The organism is Microbacterium sp. Yaish 1 (assembly GCF_002245215.1).
Classification (GTDB): Bacteria; Actinomycetota; Actinomycetes; order Actinomycetales; family Microbacteriaceae; genus Microbacterium.
Genome location: NZ_NPMR01000002.1, coordinates 860,510 through 877,392 on the forward strand (window position 1 = coordinate 860,510; position 16,883 = coordinate 877,392).

13 protein-coding genes are annotated in these 16,883 nt (G+C 70.4%); 3 read left to right on the forward strand and 10 right to left on the reverse strand.

Annotated features, from left to right (window positions below):
- Nucleotides 1–70: 70 nt before the first annotated feature.
- From CI089_RS13205 to CI089_RS13240, 8 genes are all read right to left on the reverse strand, one after another.
- Nucleotides 71–742, reverse strand: a complete 672-nt coding sequence (locus tag CI089_RS13205; protein ID WP_094261946.1) for a response regulator — start codon at nucleotides 740–742, stop codon at nucleotides 71–73.
- Nucleotides 739–1,968, reverse strand: coding sequence for a sensor histidine kinase (locus tag CI089_RS13210; RefSeq protein WP_094261947.1), 1,230 nt, complete (start codon nucleotides 1,966–1,968; stop codon nucleotides 739–741). The genes CI089_RS13205 and CI089_RS13210 overlap by 4 nt, the downstream gene beginning before the upstream one ends.
- A complete protein-coding gene (locus CI089_RS13215; protein WP_179223333.1) occupies nucleotides 1,965–2,894 on the reverse strand; it encodes a CPBP family intramembrane glutamic endopeptidase in 930 nt (309 codons plus the stop codon). The genes CI089_RS13210 and CI089_RS13215 overlap by 4 nt, the downstream gene beginning before the upstream one ends.
- Nucleotides 2,895–3,035: 141 nt before the next feature.
- Nucleotides 3,036–3,782 carry an ABC transporter permease gene (locus CI089_RS13220; RefSeq protein ID WP_094262496.1) on the reverse strand — a complete coding sequence of 249 codons (747 nt, stop codon included), beginning with the start codon at nucleotides 3,780–3,782 and terminating at the stop codon, nucleotides 3,036–3,038.
- 2 nt (nucleotides 3,783–3,784) lie between these two features.
- On the reverse strand, nucleotides 3,785–4,534 hold the full coding sequence (locus CI089_RS13225; RefSeq protein WP_256977977.1) for an ABC transporter permease: 750 nt from the start codon (nucleotides 4,532–4,534) through the stop codon (nucleotides 3,785–3,787).
- Nucleotides 4,531–5,430: an ABC transporter ATP-binding protein gene (locus CI089_RS13230; protein ID WP_094262498.1), complete on the reverse strand. Its 900-nt coding sequence runs from the start codon at nucleotides 5,428–5,430 to the stop codon at nucleotides 4,531–4,533. The genes CI089_RS13225 and CI089_RS13230 overlap by 4 nt, the downstream gene beginning before the upstream one ends.
- Nucleotides 5,431–5,559: 129 nt before the next feature.
- The gene (locus CI089_RS13235; RefSeq protein WP_094261948.1) at nucleotides 5,560–6,261 is read right to left on the reverse strand and encodes a response regulator; all 702 of its coding nucleotides are present in this window, start codon (nucleotides 6,259–6,261) and stop codon (nucleotides 5,560–5,562) included.
- Nucleotides 6,258–7,397 (reverse strand): sensor histidine kinase, encoded by a 1,140-nt coding sequence (locus CI089_RS13240; RefSeq protein WP_179223334.1) that lies wholly within the window; start codon nucleotides 7,395–7,397, stop codon nucleotides 6,258–6,260. The genes CI089_RS13235 and CI089_RS13240 overlap by 4 nt, the downstream gene beginning before the upstream one ends.
- A 206-nt stretch (nucleotides 7,398–7,603) precedes the next feature.
- Here CI089_RS13240 and CI089_RS13245 point away from each other — a divergent pair, with 206 nt between their 5' ends.
- A complete protein-coding gene (locus tag CI089_RS13245; protein WP_094261950.1) occupies nucleotides 7,604–7,807 on the forward strand; it encodes a hypothetical protein in 204 nt (67 codons plus the stop codon).
- A gap of 71 nt (nucleotides 7,808–7,878) precedes the next feature.
- Nucleotides 7,879–10,962, forward strand: coding sequence for a type 2 lanthipeptide synthetase LanM (gene lanM / locus CI089_RS13250; protein WP_179223335.1), 3,084 nt, complete (start codon nucleotides 7,879–7,881; stop codon nucleotides 10,960–10,962).
- A gap of 24 nt (nucleotides 10,963–10,986) precedes the next feature.
- On the opposite strand, the gene CI089_RS13255 is transcribed toward lanM, so the two are convergent.
- Both CI089_RS13255 and CI089_RS13260 read right to left on the reverse strand, forming a co-directional pair.
- Nucleotides 10,987–12,252 (reverse strand): MFS transporter, encoded by a 1,266-nt coding sequence (locus tag CI089_RS13255; RefSeq protein WP_094261952.1) that lies wholly within the window; start codon nucleotides 12,250–12,252, stop codon nucleotides 10,987–10,989.
- Between the two features lie 59 nt (nucleotides 12,253–12,311).
- The gene (locus CI089_RS13260) at nucleotides 12,312–14,135 is read right to left on the reverse strand and encodes an ABC transporter ATP-binding protein (RefSeq protein WP_256977979.1); all 1,824 of its coding nucleotides are present in this window, start codon (nucleotides 14,133–14,135) and stop codon (nucleotides 12,312–12,314) included.
- Nucleotides 14,136–14,231: 96 nt separating this feature from the next.
- Here CI089_RS13260 and CI089_RS13265 point away from each other — a divergent pair, with 96 nt between their 5' ends.
- Nucleotides 14,232–16,766, forward strand: coding sequence for an excinuclease ABC subunit UvrA (locus CI089_RS13265; protein WP_094261954.1), 2,535 nt, complete (start codon nucleotides 14,232–14,234; stop codon nucleotides 16,764–16,766).
- Nucleotides 16,767–16,883: the final 117 nt, after the last annotated feature.

Sequence of the window (16,883 nt, forward strand, 5' to 3'; positions counted from 1 at the left end):
CCATGACGGTAGTGGCAGGATCGTCATCCCGCGACGCCTCTCCCCTGGGGAGGAATCGGCGCGCAGCGCTTCAGTCCAGCGGGGTGACGACCTTGTTCTGGTACGCCCACACGACCGCCTGCAGCCGCGAACGAACTCCGAGCTTCGGCAGGATGCGCACGAGGTGCGACTTGACGGTGCTGACCTCGACCATCAGCGCCGCAGCGATCTCGTCGTTCGACATTCCCTGCGCCAGGAGTGCGAGGATGTCGCGTTCGCGCGGCGTCAGGTGGCCGGCTGCCTCGGCCGCCGTCGACACGCGCTGCAGCGCGCGCCGCCGCGAGAACTCCCGCAGCACCCGGCGAGTGACGGCCTGGTCCAGGGTGCCGTCGCCGGCGGCGACGCTGCGCACCGCTCGGACGATCTCGTCGGGTTCGGCGTCCTTGAGGAGGAATCCCGACGCCCCGGCTTCCAGCGCCTCGAACACGTACTCGTCGATGTCGAAGGTCGTGAGGATCAGCACCGGGATGGCGGGCTCCCCCGCGCCCCGATCGGCGAGGGCGCGGGCCACCTCGATCCCGGTGAGCCCCGGCATCCGGACGTCGAGGCAGGCGACGTCCGGATGAAGCGACGTCGCCGCGTCGAGCGCCTGGGGGCCGTCAGCTGCCGTGGCCACCACCTCGATGTCGGCCTCGGCCGCCAGCAGGGCGGCGAGGCCCGCCCGCACCAGCGGCTGGTCGTCTGCGACGAGGACACGGATCATGGGGCACCTCCTGTGGTAGCGGCCGGCTCAGCCGGAACGGTGAGTCGGACGCACCAACCGCCGTCGGGCTCGGGCCCCGCCTCGAGCGTGCCACCCACGAGGTCCGCACGTTCGCGCATCCCGAGCAGCCCGAATCCGTCACGGGTCGTATCGGGGGCGGGCGCAGCCGCGGCGGCACCGCCCGAGTCGCGCACCGTCGCCACGAACGCGTCGGCCCTGGTGCCGTCGAGGCGCACCTCGCACGACGCCCCCGGGGCATGACGCGCGGCGTTGGCCAGCGACTCCTGAACCATCCGGTAGACGACGAGCTGTCCGAGAGGCCCGACCTGGCCACCGCCCCCGACGGTCGTCAGGTCGACCGCGCGCCCCGTGGCCCGACACGCCTCGACAAGTGCGGGGACGGCCTCGATCGTCTCGACCATGTCGCGCTCGTCCCCCTCTCGCCGAAGCAGTCCGACGAGCTGGCGCAGGTCGTCGAGCAGCACACGGCTCTGTTCGCGCACCTGCCGGACAGCCACCCGAGCGGCATCCGGATCGGTCGCGATCTGGCGCTCGATGACCCCCGACATCAACGCGATGCTCGACACATGATGGGCGGCGATGTCGTGCAGTTCCCGCGCCATCGCCGTGCGTTCGCGGGCGACGGCGGCCTCCACGACCGCGGCGCGCTCGCGGCGGACCGCCTCGTTCTCGTTCCGTTCGGCGCGACGGACGTCGCGACGAGCTGTCACCGCAAGCACCCCCGCGGCCGGTAGAGCGACGATCGCGACGGCTTGCAACAGCGCCGCGCCCACCGCGGCCGGCACGGTCACCGCGCTCGACCCGAGGATGTCGGCGGCCTGCCCGCCCCCGACGAGGAGCCCGGCCACCGGCAGCACGAACCGAAGGGCCGGCACCGTCACGACCGGCGTGGCGCGCACGACCGCGACCAGCACCGCGGCGTGCGCCAGGCTGCCGAGCCCGGTCGGCGTGGTGACCCCGATGAGCAGCGCGCCCGCCGCGGTTCCGATCAGGACCGTGCGAGGTGCCGACCGCGCGAAGCACAGAGCGACGGCTTGCCCCGCGAGCACCGCGGCGAACACCCACCACGGCCCCGAGCCCAGTCGCGGGGCCGCGTGGTCGGCGAAGAGCTCGGGCGCCGCCACGAGCGCGAGCAGCGTGGCAGCGCCGGTGCCGAGCGCCACGACGACATCCGTGACGCTCGGCCCGCGCTGCATCCGGCTCATGCCGCTATCTTCTCGGTTTCCGGTGCCCGACGGCCGGCCACCGGCGTGTCCGGGGGCAACCCGAGTCGGCCCCGGGTGAGCGCGACGGTCACCACCGCGGCAACCGCAGCGCCGATCACGAGCACGTGCTGCAGCTGCGCGCCGCCCACCGAGGGGAACATCTCCGCCCAGAACACCGTGACCGTGTTGTTCAAGCTGACGTGGAAGAGCATCACGATCGGCAGGCTCTGTCCGGATCGGTTGAACAGCCACATGATCACGACGTTGAAGAGGGCGCTGAAGACGACGAACTCGATGACGTTCACCCAGGTGACGTCGGGCCACGAACCCCACTCGGTGAGAAACAGGGGCAGGTGCCAGATCCCCCACAGCGGTCCGAGGATGGCTGCGGCACCGAGCGGTCCGAAGCGCTCCTGCAGCGGCGGCAGGGCGAAATCGCGCCAGCCCGGCTCCTCGGCCAGTCCCGTCGTCAGCATCTGCAGCACGAGCGCGGGCACATAGAGCGCGACCGCGACGAGGCTGGGCGCTTGCATCTGCCCGCCCGAGGCGAGGACGCCGAGGAGCAGCACCGCCATCGGCACGACGAGCAGCGCGACGGCGTACCAGCGCGGCGCGACCCGCCAGCGCAGGAGCCGCCCGACCCACACGCGCAGTCCCGCGCGTCCGCCCGTGACCGCCGTCACGACGAACGCCGCGCCGAGCGGCCCGAGATATGCGCCGAAGAGCATGCCCGTGAACTGCGATGTGCCGAACGCCTCCGGGAACGCGTAGTCCCAGACTCCGAGACCGTTGCGCGAGAGGATCCAGGGCGTCCAGGCGAGCCAGCTGAGGCCGAGAGCGAGCACGAAGAACGATACGAGGGGGCGCCGGCGGATGATGCCGGTAAGCCTTCCATCGGAGGTGGAGCCGACGTGGTTCGTGGACATGGGGGGTTCCTTCCGGTCGTCGTCGGACCCCGGGAGCAGGGTCGTCGTCGACTGTAGGAAGCGGGCCCCCTGCGGCTCGACGTTCGAACGGCGGCAATGCGCGGCCTCGACCGAAAGTCGTAGACCCGCCGCCGGCCGCGATCACCGCAGCTTCAGCGTCCGCAGCGCCACCACCGTGACGAGGAGAACGAGCGCACCTCCACCGATGCCGGTCGCGATCAGCGGCAGCGTATCGCCGAACGTCAGCCCGCCCGATCCGGCGATCGCGGTCGAGCCCAGGTTGAGCGCGCGCGTGTTGATGGCCTGCGGGATGACGTAGCCGAGCGGCCGAAGCGCCGTCGAGGTCACGGCCGCCACGCCAGCGACGCAGCCGAGCAGGCAGAGCGCCACCGGTGCGGCGAAGGAGCGCAGCAGCATCGACAGCAGCGACTGGAGCGCGATCAACGGGACGGCGGCGATGATCGCGACTGCCCCCACGATCGCGAACTGCCATGGGAAGGCTCCGTCCAGGCCGAGCACGAGCGTGCCCGCCACGGCGGTGCCCGCGACGAGCACGACCTGCATCAGTGCGACGGGCACGAGAACGGCGACGATCTTGGCCGTGGCGAGGCTGGTCGGTCGCACCGTCGAGGTGAGCAGCAGATTCCAGTTCGAACCGCGATGCTCGACCCGCCACACGGCGGCGGCGAGGAGGCTGATCCCCATCGAGAAGAAGAGCAGCCCGTAGAAGAGCACGACTTGCGAGGTGAAGGATGCCCAGCCCGCGTCGAGGGCGTCGGCGTTGGCCGACAGGTTGAGCGTGCCGGTGACGACCGCGAGCAGCGGCAGGACGATCGCGATGATCCAGGTGCTGGAACGGCGGAGCTTGCGCATCTCGGCTCGGAACATCGTCACGCTCCGATCGGGTCGAGACGGCGGATGCCGACGGCGATGACGAGCGCCGCCAGCAGCACGAATCCGGTGATCCACGCGTACGGTGCCTGCACGTACGCCACGGCATCGCCCGATTGGCCTGCTTGCGAGATGACGGCGTAGTACCCCCACGGGATGACGCGGCTCACGGCGGCGGGCAGCAGGAGCGAGAACACGGCGAGGAAGGAGCCGAGCACACCGACCCCGACGCTGACGAGCTGGTTCTCCACGCGTGCGGCGAGCAGGATGTGCAGGCCGCAGAACACGACGTCGAGCACGTAGAGCAGGACGGTGTAGGCGATCCACGGGACGGGATCGATCGGGACGCTGATGCCCGCCACGACGCCGATGGCGACGACGGCCGCGGTCTGCAGCGCGATCGCCGGTGCGAGGATGATCGCGAGGGCGCGGAGCTTGGCTCCGCACAGCTGGCCCGGAGTCCGCCCAGCTCCCGCCGCGAGCACCCACCCGTTACCGGAGTGCTCGATGTCGGTCTGCCTGCTGGCGAGCACGGCCGTCAGCAGGGGCGAGGTCATCGCCGCCATCATCGTGTAAGAGAGCAGCAGCGCCGCCCACGGCGATGCCGCCGGGTCGTCGAAGCTCTCTCGCGCGGTCCCCGAGAACAGCGAGGCCGAACTCAGCGCCGAGACGGCCAGCACGAGACCGACGAGGATCGGAAACGTTCGCAGCCGCCGCATCTTGCGCATCTCCAAGCGGACGCCGCTCACAGCAGACCTCCCCGCCCGGTGAGGTCCATGAACACGTCCTCGAGGCTCTGCTGCACGCGGCGCACCTGATGAATCTGCACACCGGCGTCGACGAGCAGCGCGACGAGCGCGGCGGTCGCCTCGTTGTCGTGACCGCTGAGCCGGATGCCGCCACCGGTCACCGCCGCGTAGGGGACGGCGCGCAGAGCCGCGTCGATCGACGGCGTCTCGACGATGAGATCGGGCAGCGAGTGGGCGAACAGGTCGGTACGCGTGCCCTGGAAGATCAGCTTGCCCGCCGACAGGATGCCGAGCACCGAGGCCATCTTGTCGATCTCATCGAGCAGATGACTCGACACCATGACGGTGATGCCCCGGCTCGCGAGATCGACGAGCAGGTCGCGGACCTCCTCGATTCCGGCCGGGTCGAGGCCGTTCGTGGGCTCGTCCAGCACCAGCAGCGACGGGTCTCGCGCGAGCGCCATGGCGATCCCCAAGCGCTGCTTCATCCCCAGGGAGTAGTTCCGGACCAGCTTGTCTCTCTGGTCGCTCAGCCGGACGGTGGCCAGGGCGGTCTCGATCTGGGCATCGACCAGCCCGAGCATGTCTCGGACGATCAGCATGTTCTCCCAGCCGGTCAGATGCCCGTAACCCGGTGGAGACTCGATCATCGAGCCGATGGAAGGCAGCAGATCAGCACGCGTGCTGCGGGTCAGCCGTTGTCCGAAGATCTCGATGTCACCGGAGGTGGGCTGGCTGAGTCCGAGCAGCATCTTCATCGTCGTGGACTTCCCCGACCCGTTGGGACCGAGGAACCCGTACACCGCGCCCTGCGGAACGGACAGATCGACGCTGTCGACGGCGGTGTGATCGCGGAACTTCTTGGTGAGGCCGTGGGTGGCGATGACGGTGCTCACGACGTGCACCACCGGATATCTCTCATGCCGTCATCCTGATCCGCGCGCGCTTCGCGCGGATCGGTCCAGAGATGCATCCTCCGTCCCTCGGACTCCTTCGATCGGTGGAGACCGGACGGACATCGACGCCTACTCGCTGCGGGCGCGCCCGGTACGCCGCCCGGATGCCAGCCCGCGCTCGTGCGCCCAGATGACCAGATGCACGCGATCACGAACCCGCAGTTTGGTGAGGATGTGGCCGACGTGTGTCTTCACGGTCACCTCGGCGATGTGGAGGCTGCGGGCGATCTCGGGATTGGACCGCCCCTGGACGATGTGTTCGAACACCGCGCGCTCCCGCTCGGTCAGCGTCACGAGGGGCGCATCGTCGCCCTCCGGCCGCTCGTCGTCGATCGCGAGACGGTCGAGCAGACGTCGGCTGGTGGGTGCCGAGACGGCGAATGTGCCGCCGTGGACGGCGCGAATGGCCTCGACCAGCTGTGCGGCGGTGCTGTCTTTCAGGATGAATCCGACGGCACCAGCCTGCAGGATGCGGACGGCGTAGGCGTCGGTGTCGTAGGTCGTGAGCCCGATCACCCGGGTCGCGGGGCTCACCGCCTCGGTCGTGAGGGCTCGCGTCGCCTCGATTCCGTCGAGCCGCGGCATCCGGATGTCCATGAGCACCACATCCGGCCGCAGCTCCCGGACCCGCTCGACGGCGGCTTCGCCGTCGGGGGCGGTGCCGACCGCGCGCATGTCGGGCTGCGCATCCACGATGCGACTGAAGCCGTCGCGCACGAGCGCCTGGTCGTCGGCGACCAGCACGGTGATCGGCGGTGACGAGGCGGTCATACGGCGGCACCGGCGACGATGACGTCGAGAGGCCAGACCGCGCGCACCGTGAACGCGTCGTCCCGCGCGTAGGTCAGCTCGCCCCCGTACAGTTCGCAGCGCCGGCGCATGCCCGCGAGGCCGCGGTGCTCCTGCACGGCCCGGTGGGCCGAGGACGGCGCGACGGGGTTGCGCACCGACACGGCGAGCGCGCCATGGTCCCACGACAGCGTCAGGGCGATGGGACCATCTCCCCCGTGCCGGATGGCATTGGTGAGGGACTCCTGGATCACCCGGTACGCCGCGAGCGACATCCCCGGGCTGAGGGGGCGGGGTTCCCCTCGGACGGCGACCGCGATCCGCGTGCCCACGCGGGTGAAGCCGGCGATGAGGTCGTGGAGGTCGTCGAGTGACGGCGTCGGCTGGAGAGCATGGTCGTCCGCGGGCGAGAGCAACCCGCGCACCTCCCGCAGCGCTGATCTGCCGCTGGTCGAGATGGTCGCGAACACCGACGCGGCGCCGGGGTCGGGTGCGGCTGCCCGTCCGCTCTCGGCCTGGACGATGATGCTGGTGAGCGTATGCGCCAGGACGTCGTGCATCTCGTCGCTGATCCGCTCCCGTTCCTCGTACGCCGCCAAGCGCGTCCGCACCTCGGCGTCGCGCTCGGACATCTCGGTGCGGTGGCGCGCGGCCCGCAAGGCCTCGCTCTTCCGGCGATCGAGCAGCCCGAACGCCCACGCCGTCAGCATGCTGATGCCGATGAGCCCGACGACCAGCCCCGTACCCGCCGACGCGTCGAATCCGATGTCGAGGAGGACGGCGGCGCCGAGACCGACGATGTACAGCAGCCCGAACACGAGGCCCAGATGCCGTGCACGTTCTGTTGCGTTGGCCGCGACGGAGAAGACGCCTACGAGCAGGATCAGGTCGCCGGGCAGGAGCAACGAGGCGTCGACGATGAGGTGGGCCGCTGAGATCGAGGTGGCGGTCGCGGCGAAGAGGACCGGGTGCGAGCGACGCCATACGAGGGTCGCGGACATGAGCGCCGACCACGCCCAGTCCGGTTGGCCGAGCAGTCCCATGGCAAGGCAGACGACGATGGCGACGGCCGCGATGCTCGCGTCACGACGCCAGGTGGTGCCGTCCCCCCGGTGCATGCCGCCACCATATCCCTTCGTTCCGCGGCGCACCCCCCTCCCCCCGTCGGTGGAGGCGGCTCGTCCGGCCGGTGGAGGACACGTCGCGAAATCCCCGCATCGCATAGTTCCGGTGGGCCTTCGGGGCGGGCTTGAGTGAGGACGGCAGGAGCCTGCCGAAACTGGCAGTGATGCGGACAGCGGAAGAACGAAGGAAGGAAGCGATCATGACCACGACCCTCGACGAAGACATGACGATCGTCAGCCCCCACTGGGACATGACGGCCCGGACGACCGATGGCTCCACCCCGTCGGTGCAGGCCCAGATCGACGCTGAGTTCGAGCGCGTCGTGAGCCCCTACATGGTCAGCAGCGGCTGGCTGTGCACGCTCACGATCGAGTGCGGAACCCTGATCTGCGCCTGTCGCTGATCACGGCTCGCGGGCGGCGCGGCGAGTCCGCGCCGCCCGCACCTGATGGAAGACCACGATCGGAGCTGTCGGTGCTCACCACCCGCGACACCATCGCCCTGCTGCAGGCGTCCGCGCTCGACGAGCGGCGGCTCGGACCATCGGCCCGCGAGAGCCTCGGCGACGACATCACACGCGCGTGGTCCGAGCGGGCGCTCGAAGCCGACGGGACCTTGGACGGCTATCTCGCCGCACGAGACCTCGACCGCGAAGCCCTCTCGGGACTGCTCACCGGCGCCCCCTGGTCGCCACGGCGGCACACCGGCGCATGGATCGGCAACGTATCCGGGTGGCTGACGCACCCCGCAGACGAACCGTGGCGTCCGAGTCGTCCGCTCGCGATCGAGAACGCGATCCTCACCGATCTCCCGTTCCCTTCGTTCCTGGCACCGATCGTCTCGGCTCAGCGCTCCTTCCTCGCGACGCTGTCCGGCCTCCCCGAGACGGCACGGGTCGATCTGCTCGATGGCTTGGCCGAGACGCTCGCGGCTCTGGCCCTGCGCTCGCTGCTCACCGAGATGGCGGGCGACGCCTCGGCCGGCGCATACGCGCGTCTCGACGCCTCGCTCTCGCACCCGGCCGCGCGGGTGTCTTTCCTCTCGCGCTACCCGCTCCTCGCCCGCGACCTCGTCGCAGCGATCGACAACTGGCGCCAGCGCGTTCGCCTGATCGTGGAGCGCCTCGACCACGATTCCGAAGCGCTGTCGGCAGCCGGTCTCCCGGGCCTCGGCCTCGTCGCCGTCAGTCGCGTGCGTTTCGCCGGCGACGCCCACAATCGCGGCCAGTCGGTAGCCATCGTGACGTTCGACGACGGGAGACGGCTGGTCTACAAGCCCCGCGACTGCACCGTCTTCGCTCTCTATCGCGACATCACCGCGGTGCTGGCAGACGTCCTGCCGACCGAAGCGCGCCTCCACGCGCCGCTCGTCGTGGTCGGCGAGGGATACGGATGGGTCGAGTTCATCGAGCACGCCGGCCCCGGTGAGGCCGATCTCCGCGACCACCTGCGCCGGCTCGGAGGGCTGCTCGCCATCGCTCACGCGCTCGGCGCGTCGGACCTCCATCTCGAGAACGTCATCGCCTCGGCGGCAGGCCCTGTCCCGGTCGACCTCGAGACGCTCGTGCAGAACCGCAGTCACCGGGATGTCGCCGAGACCGCGGCGACCGCAGCGGGGCGGCAGCTGAACGAGTCGGTGCTGGGCACCGGCATCCTGCCCGTCCAGCTCACCGCCGGCGAAGCGACGAGCATCGACGTGAGCGTCGTCACGGGCGGCCTGGAGCAGACCGGGCGCACCGCCACGGCGCACCAGCTCACCGGCGCGTTCACCGATGCGATGCGGATCGAGGCCGTCGAGCTGCCGATCGGCTCGTCGCAGAACCAGCCGCCCGAGATGACGGCGGGGGATGTGCGCCGTCATCGCGATGCGCTCGCCGACGGGTTCGTCGCCACTTCGCAGGCGCTCATCGCGCGTCGAGACCGCATCGTCGGCATCCTCTCCGGTGTTCCCGAGCTGACCGTGCGGCACATCGTCCGCGCAACGCGCTCGTACTCGTTGCTGCTGGCCGAGATGCGCCAGCCCTCTCGCCTGCGCAGCGGCATCGACCGCGACCATCTCCTGCGCAGCCTGTGGACACGGCTCGCCGACCACCCCGAAGACGTTCCCCTCATCCGAGCCGAGGACCGCGCGCTGCGCCGACTCGACGTCCCGCTGTTCACGGTGGGCATGGACTCGCTCTCCCTCGACGATGACCGGGGACCTCTCGTGCCGCGGTACTTCACGCGAACCATGCGAGAAGATGTCGTCGCGCGCCTCAAGCGGCTCGGGCCGTCGGACATCGATGCGGGCGAGTCCCTCATCCTCGAGTCGATCCTCGCGGCCACCACCGCCGAGACCGAGGGCGAAGGCGGACCCGGCTCGGTCGGTGGGTCTCATCTTCGCCGCACCGGGATCCGCGCGCTCGCCGAACAACAGGCTCGCCTGCTGGCCGATACGGCGATCCGCGGCCGCGACGACGCGACCTGGATCAGTGTGTGCAGCAGCGTCGACAGCACCGGACTCGAGTACCGTCCGGTGGGCCCCACGCTCTACGACGGTCTCGCCGGCATCGTCCTCGGCGCGGCTGCGGCGCACCGGACGTTCCCCCGTCTGGGACTGGATGATCTCGCGGCTCGCGGCGCCCACGCGATAGCCGCGATCCTCGACGACTGGACGGCCGAGCAGGTCACCCTGCCCGTCGGTGCGTTCAGCGGCGCAGCCGGGCTCCTCTATGCGCTGTCTCGCTACGAGAGCCTGCTCGGCCGCGAGGAGTTCCGCACGACGCGCGCTCGAGCCGTGCGCCGCATGGCCGACGCGGCCGAGGCGGACGACTACCTCGACATCATGGCGGGCTCGGCTGGCGCGCTCGCCGTGCTGACGGCGATCCCCGGCGCGGTCGATGCCGAGACGGCAGCGGCCGTCCGCGCCCTGGCGCGACATCTCATCGATCGTGCCGTCGAGACGTCCGACGGCGCGCTGGCCTGGGAGAGCGGTGCCGCCCGGGCGCGTCTCGGCGGCTTCTCCCACGGGGCCACCGGGATCGGGTGGGCCCTGGCCGCCGCGTCGGCGACGCTCTCCGACCGCGAGATCGCCGAAGCTGCCCAGCGGGCGCTGAGCTTCGACGACGACCTGTTCGATGTGAAGCGGGAGCGGTGGCTCGACGCGCGCCCCGAATCGCTGGCCCAGGGCCGACTCTTCCCGGCGCACTGGTGCCATGGGACGGCGGGCATCGCCCTGGCCCGCGCCGATGCAGCCGCCCTGCTCGGGGACGAGGCGCTCCTGCCGCTCGCCGACATCGGGGCGTGCGAGACCGCAGCCGACCTCCCCTTCGACGATTCGCTGTGCCACGGGTCGCTGGGCAACCTGATGGCGCTGCGGGGCATCGAGAGCCGCGGCGGTCCCGCCGCCGACGACTACGCGCGCCGTGTCGTCTCGAGGATCGATCGCGACGGTCCGCACAGCGGACTGCCACCGGGCATCACGACCGTGCGAGGGCTCATGGTCGGAACCGCCGGGACCCTCTACGCACTGTGCCGCGAGCTCGACCCGGACCTGCCCAACGTTCTGCTTCTGGGATGACCGCGGCTTCGCCCGGTAGGCCGGTCAGGGGGCGACGACGGCATCCGTCTCGTCATCGACCGGCGGGGCGGCGGCGATGTGCGTGATGGGGCGCCACACGAGGAGAAGTGTCACCGCGGCACCGACGAAGGCGAACCACCAGGGGCCCGTCGGACCCCACACCTGAGCGATCACCCCGCCGAGCGCCTGCCCGATCACGAGACCGCCGAAGACCCCGACCATGTTCACCGAGGCGATGCGGCCCTGGAGCTCGTGGGGAACCAGGCGCTGACGGACCGTGGTAGAGATCGTGGCCCAGACGAACGCGTAGGCGCCGAACGCGATCATGATGACGAACGCCACGACACCGGACGCCGTCAGGGCGAACGCGAGGTGCATGAGGACCTCCGCGGTGAGGCACACGCGCATGAGCGCGGCGAACGAGAAGCGTCGCTCGAGTCTTCCGAACAGCAGCGTCGCCGCCAGTCCCCCGATGGCCGAGGCCGTGGTCAGCGCGCCGTACCCGACGGGGCCCATCTGCAGGTAGTCCGTCGCGTACAGCACGAGCACACCCCAGGGTGCGGCCCACGTGACGTTGAAGGTGAGGATGATGATGACGAGCGTCCGCACCGGCGGGTTGCGCCACAGCCAGCGGATGCCGCTCAGGATGTCGGTGTGCACGGGGGGCCGCTCGCGCCCTCCATCCGCGGGTTCGGCTCGCTTCGTCGCGGTGATCCGAGAGATGAGGACGATCGCGAGCGCGACGCACACGCCCTGAACGGCGAACGGCCAGAACGAGCCGATGGCGAACAGGAAGGCGCCGAGGGGCGGGCCGCCGAGCTGGTTCGCCACCAGGAACCCGGCCTGCAGCCGCGCGTTGCCGATCCCGAGGTCGCTCTTGCGCACCATCATCGGCAGCAGGGTGCTGCTGGTCGTGTCGACGAACACCTCGGCGGTGCCGTAGAGGAACGCCACGATCAGCACCATCCAGATGCTGGCGATTCCGGTGAGGAGGAAGACGCACAGACCGACCAGAACGAGAGCCCGGATGCCGTTGGCCACCATGATCAGGACGCGTCGGTCGACCCGGTCGGCGATGGCGCCGGCGTGGAGCCCGAACAGCAGCCACGGAAGGAACTGCATGACCGCGCCGGAGGCGACCAGGATGGGCGAATCGGTCATCGACGCGATCAGCAGCGGTGCGGCGGCGAGGGCGATGCCATCGCCGATGTTGCTCGTCAGCGCCGAGGCGAACAGCCACCGGAAGTCACGTCCGAGGCGCTGCGGCGCGACCCACTCTGCGATACCCACCGCACGAGCCTAGGGGCCGCCCCCGACACGCGGGGAACCGTCGCGACCTGCTCCGCGCCTCACTCCCCCCGCGACGGCTGCGCCGGCCCGGATGCCGGGACGATCCGCAGCGCTTCGACGAGACGGGCGTAGAGCGGACTCGTCTCGACGAGTTCCTCGTGCGTTCCCGAGGCGCGGACGCTCCCACGGTCCATCACGAGGATCCGGTCGGCGTCCATGACCGTGGAGAGCCGGTGGGCGATCGTGATGACGAGGGTCTCGGACGCGATCCGCTCGACCACGTCGTGGATCGCCGCCTCGGTCAGTCCGTCGAGCTGCGCGGTCGCCTCGTCGAGGAGCAGCACCGCGGGCGGCCGCACGATCGCGCGCGCCACCCCGATACGCTGGCGCTGCCCGCCCGAGAGGCTGGTCGTGCTCACGGGCTCGTCGAGGCCGAGCGGGAAGCTCTCGATCAGTTCGCGCAGTCGCACAGCCTCGAGCGCCGCCCAGAGCTCGTCGTCCGTCGCATCGGGAAAACGATAGGCGAGGTTGTAGCGAACGGTTCCCGCCAGCAGCGGCGTCTCCTGCTCGACGTATGCGATGCGCTCCCGGATCGAGCTGAGCGAGAGCGCAGCGTAGTCGCCGCCGTTCATCCGGATCGTTCCCGACTCGGGACGGTAGAACCCGAGGATCAGCGAGAACAGACTCGTCTTCCCCGCTCCCGACGGGCCGACGACGGCGATGCGCCCACGCGAAGGCAGGACGAGAGTCAGATTCTCGACGGCCGGCGCGACGGCACCGGGGTAAGTGAACGTCACGCGCTCGAACTCCAGCGCGGGAGCACCTCCAGTGTGCGGCGGGGCGTCCCCACCGCTGGCGGTGTCCTCCGCGGCGATGTCCTCCGTCTCGCGGATGCGCGCAGCGGCGGCCGCGCCCGACTGGAGTTCGGCGACGTACATCGTGATGGAGCTGACCGGCTCGACCAGCTGGAACGCGTACAGCAGGAACGCCACGAGAGTCGACACCTCGAGCCACCCCGAGGCGATCCGCCAGGCGCCGACGGAGAGGATCAGAAGGATGCCGAACTGGATGCCGCTGCCCGCGATGGTCCATGCGAACGCCTCGGTGCGATTGGCCCGCTTGCCGTGGCGCATCGAGTCACGGGCCTGATCGATGACGCGGCGCTCTTCGGTTCCCTCCGCCCGTGCCGCCTTCATGGTCCGCACCGCGCGAGCCCCGCCCTCGAGGATCGCTCCGAGGCGGCCGACCGCCTGCTGCGCGCGGCGTTGCGCCTCTCCGATACGCGGCATGAGCCGGCCGGCGAGCACGCCGACGACGGCGATGCAGCCGAGCGCCACCAGGAACAGGGTGAGGTCGAGGATCGCCATGAGGATGAGCGATCCGGCGAGGGCGATCACCTGATTGACCAGGTTCACCAGCGCGGAGGATGTCGCTTCGCGCAGCAGCACCGTGTCGGAGGTGACTCTGGTGACCACCTCCCCGGTCGGCCGGAACTGCAGATCCGCCACACGTCCACGGAAGAACCGTCTGACGAGCGTCGATCGCGCCGAGAACACGATGTCCTCCGCGAGGTTGCCGAGAAGCACCGCCTGCGCGAACCCGAATCCGGCACCCCCGATGACAAGACCGAGCAGCAGCGCGATCGGCGTCAGCATCTCGGCGGGCGCCCCGACGGAGTCGAGGATCTGCTTGGTGACCAGCGGCGTCGCCAGCGCGGCGGCCGTGCCTCCGAGCCCCAACAGGAAGCCCACAGCGAGACGGGCGCGATGCGGCCTGACGAAGACCCAGAGTGTCCTCATGTTCGGCCACGAGGTCGCGGCGGGCGGTTCCTGATCGCGGGCAGGGCTGGCGGGCGATTGCTCGAGGTTCGGTGCGGAAGTCATTGCCTTCGCACCGTAGAAGATCTGGATCTGCGTCGAATAAGAGAACGCAGAGGCGGCGCCCCTCCCGGCGCTGGCTGCGACACGTAGGCTTGCCCGATGTCCGGAAACCTGCGTGTCAGCCCCGATGCCTTCGTGCGCGTGCGCGGAGCGCGCGAGAACAACCTCCGGAACGTCGACGTCGATGTCCCGCGCGACGCCATCGTCGCTTTCACCGGGGTGTCGGGCTCCGGCAAGTCGTCTCTCGCGTTCGGGACGATCTTCACGGAGGCGCAGCGCCGGTATCTCGAGTCCGTGGCTCCCTACGCTCGGCGCTTGATCCAACAGGGCCACAATCCGCACGTCGAGTCGATCACCGGGCTCCCCCCGGCCGTGGCTCTGCAGCAGCGGCGGGGCGCGCCGAGCTCGCGGTCGAGCGTCGGCACCGTCACGACCCTGTCGAACTCGTTGCGGATGCTGTTCTCACGCGCGGGCACCTTCCCCGAGGGCGCCACGACGCGCCTGGACTCGGATGCGTTCTCCCCCAACACCGCCGCCGGGGCGTGCCCGGAATGCCACGGCATCGGCGTCGCGCACACCGTCACGGAGGAGACGCTCGTGCCCGACCCGTCACTCAGCATCCGCGACGGCGCGATCGCCGCATGGCCCGGCGCATGGCAGGCGAAGAACCTCCGCGACATCACGATCGCCCTCGGCTACGACGTCGATCGCCCCTGGCGCGAGCTCCCCCCGGCCGACCGGGAATGGCTGCTGTTCACCGACGAGCAGCCGGTGGTGGAGATCACCCCGCAGCGCGACCGGGTGGCTAAGCCGTACAAGGGGATGTTCTGGAGCGCGAAGAAGTACGTGTTCCATACGCTGGCCGACTCCGGCAGCGCCAAGATGCGCGAACGGGTGCTGCAGTTCGTTCGCACGGGCACCTGCCCATTGTGCGGCGGCGCCGGACTGCGGCGCGAGGCGCTGGCCGTCACGTTCGCCGGCCGCACCATCGCCGAGCTGAACGCCCTGCCGATGAGCGACCTCGCCGACATCCTGCGTCCGACCACCATGTTGTCCGATGCCGCGCCGGCCCTGCCGACGGCGTCCTCCGGCGAACGCACGGATGTCGCCGTCGTGATCACCTCCGACCTCGTCTCGCGCATCGAGGTGCTCGTCGACCTCGGTCTCGGATACCTCGGGCTCGGACGCGCGACCACGACGCTCTCGCCCGGCGAGATGCAGCGCCTGCGCCTCGCGACGCAGCTGCGATCGGGGCTGTTCGGGGTGGTCTATGTGCTCGACGAGCCGTCGGCCGGACTGCATCCCGCCGATGCCGAGCCGCTGCTCGACGTGCTCGAACAGCTGGCCGCATCCGGCAACTCCGTTTTCGTCGTCGAGCACAACATGGACGTCGTCCGCGGTGCCGATTGGATCGTCGACGTCGGCCCGGCAGCGGGCGAGGGCGGCGGGCGCATCCTGTACAGCGGAGCGGTCGAGGGCCTCGCCGAGGTGGACGAGTCGGTGACGCGACCCTTCCTGTTCCCGGGCGGTGACGGCGCGGCTGCAGCGTCAGCGCCGGTCGTTCGCACTCCGACCGGCTGGCTCACGCTCGAGGGCGCGTCGCTGCACAACCTGGCCGACGTCGACGCGGCGTTCCCGCTGAGCACGTTCGTCGCGGTGACCGGCGTGTCCGGGTCGGGCAAGTCGTCGCTCGTGGGCGGAGTACTGCGCGACGTGATCGAGCGCCACCTCCGCCGAGACGACGCCGACGAGGCGGCCGACGAGACGACGGATGCCGCCGGGCGGGTCGACGCGATGCTGCCCGATGAGCGGACGGCGAGCTCGTCCGTCCGGGCGGTCGCCGGCCTCGAGCACATCGACCGCCTCGTGCGGGTCGACCAGAAGCCGATCGGACGCACCCCGCGCTCGAATCTCGCGACGTACACGGGGCTTTTCGACGGGGTGCGTGCGGTGTTCGCCGCCACCCGCCTGGCCCACGAGCGCGGCTACACCGCCGGACGCTTCTCGTTCAACGTCGCCGGCGGCCGATGCGAGACCTGCCTCGGCGAGGGGTACGTCTCGGTCGAGCTGCTCTTCCTCCCCGGCAGCTACGGGCGCTGCCCGGCCTGTCACGGCGCGCGTTACAACGACGAGACACTCGAGGTCGCCTACCGGGGGAAGAGCATCGCCGACGTGCTCGCTCTGACCGTGGAGGATGCGGCCGAATTCTTGGCTGACGTGCCCGCCGCGGCTCGTAGCCTGCGCGCGCTGCGCGAAGTCGGTCTCGGATATCTGAGGCTCGGTCAGCCCGCTACCGAGCTGTCAGGCGGCGAGGCCCAGCGCATCAAGCTCGCGACCGAGCTGCAGCGGACGCGCCGAGGCCACACCCTCTACCTGCTCGACGAGCCGACCACCGGGCTGCACCCCGCCGACGTGCGGCTGCTGCTCACCCAGCTGCACGCTCTCGTCGACGCGGGCAACACGGTGGTCGTCGTCGAACACGACATGGATGTCGTCGCGTCGGCCGACTGGGTCATCGATCTCGGCCCGTCCGGCGGCAACGCCGGCGGGCACGTCGTGGCGGTGGGCGCGCCGGCCGATCTCGCGCGCAATCCCGCGAGCCGGACGGCGCCGTACCTCGGGCGAGCTCTGTAGCCGTCATCCACTCCGCGCCGCATTAGCCGTTTCGCGCGGATAACCAAACGAAACACTTGAAAATAAGGCGATCGCCCGTGTTAGTATCGCGATGTCACCAGCCACATGTGACACGAA

Excerpts from the sequence above, each read along its gene's own strand:
- CI089_RS13240 (WP_179223334.1), bottom strand. The coding sequence starts at position 7,397 with ATGCACCGGGGGGACGGCACCACCTGGCGTCGTGACGCGAGCATCGCG.
- CI089_RS13220 (WP_094262496.1), bottom strand. The coding sequence starts at position 3,782 with ATGTTCCGAGCCGAGATGCGCAAGCTCCGCCGTTCCAGCACCTGGATC.
- CI089_RS13235 (WP_094261948.1), bottom strand. The coding sequence starts at position 6,261 with ATGACCGCCTCGTCACCGCCGATCACCGTGCTGGTCGCCGACGACCAG.
- CI089_RS13205 (WP_094261946.1), bottom strand. The coding sequence starts at position 742 with ATGATCCGTGTCCTCGTCGCAGACGACCAGCCGCTGGTGCGGGCGGGC.
- CI089_RS13260 (WP_256977979.1), bottom strand. The coding sequence starts at position 14,135 with ATGACTTCCGCACCGAACCTCGAGCAATCGCCCGCCAGCCCTGCCCGC.
- CI089_RS13265 (WP_094261954.1), top strand. The coding sequence starts at position 14,232 with ATGTCCGGAAACCTGCGTGTCAGCCCCGATGCCTTCGTGCGCGTGCGC.
- CI089_RS13245 (WP_094261950.1), top strand. The coding sequence starts at position 7,604 with ATGACCACGACCCTCGACGAAGACATGACGATCGTCAGCCCCCACTGG.
- CI089_RS13215 (WP_179223333.1), bottom strand. The coding sequence starts at position 2,894 with ATGTCCACGAACCACGTCGGCTCCACCTCCGATGGAAGGCTTACCGGC.
- CI089_RS13210 (WP_094261947.1), bottom strand. The coding sequence starts at position 1,968 with ATGAGCCGGATGCAGCGCGGGCCGAGCGTCACGGATGTCGTCGTGGCG.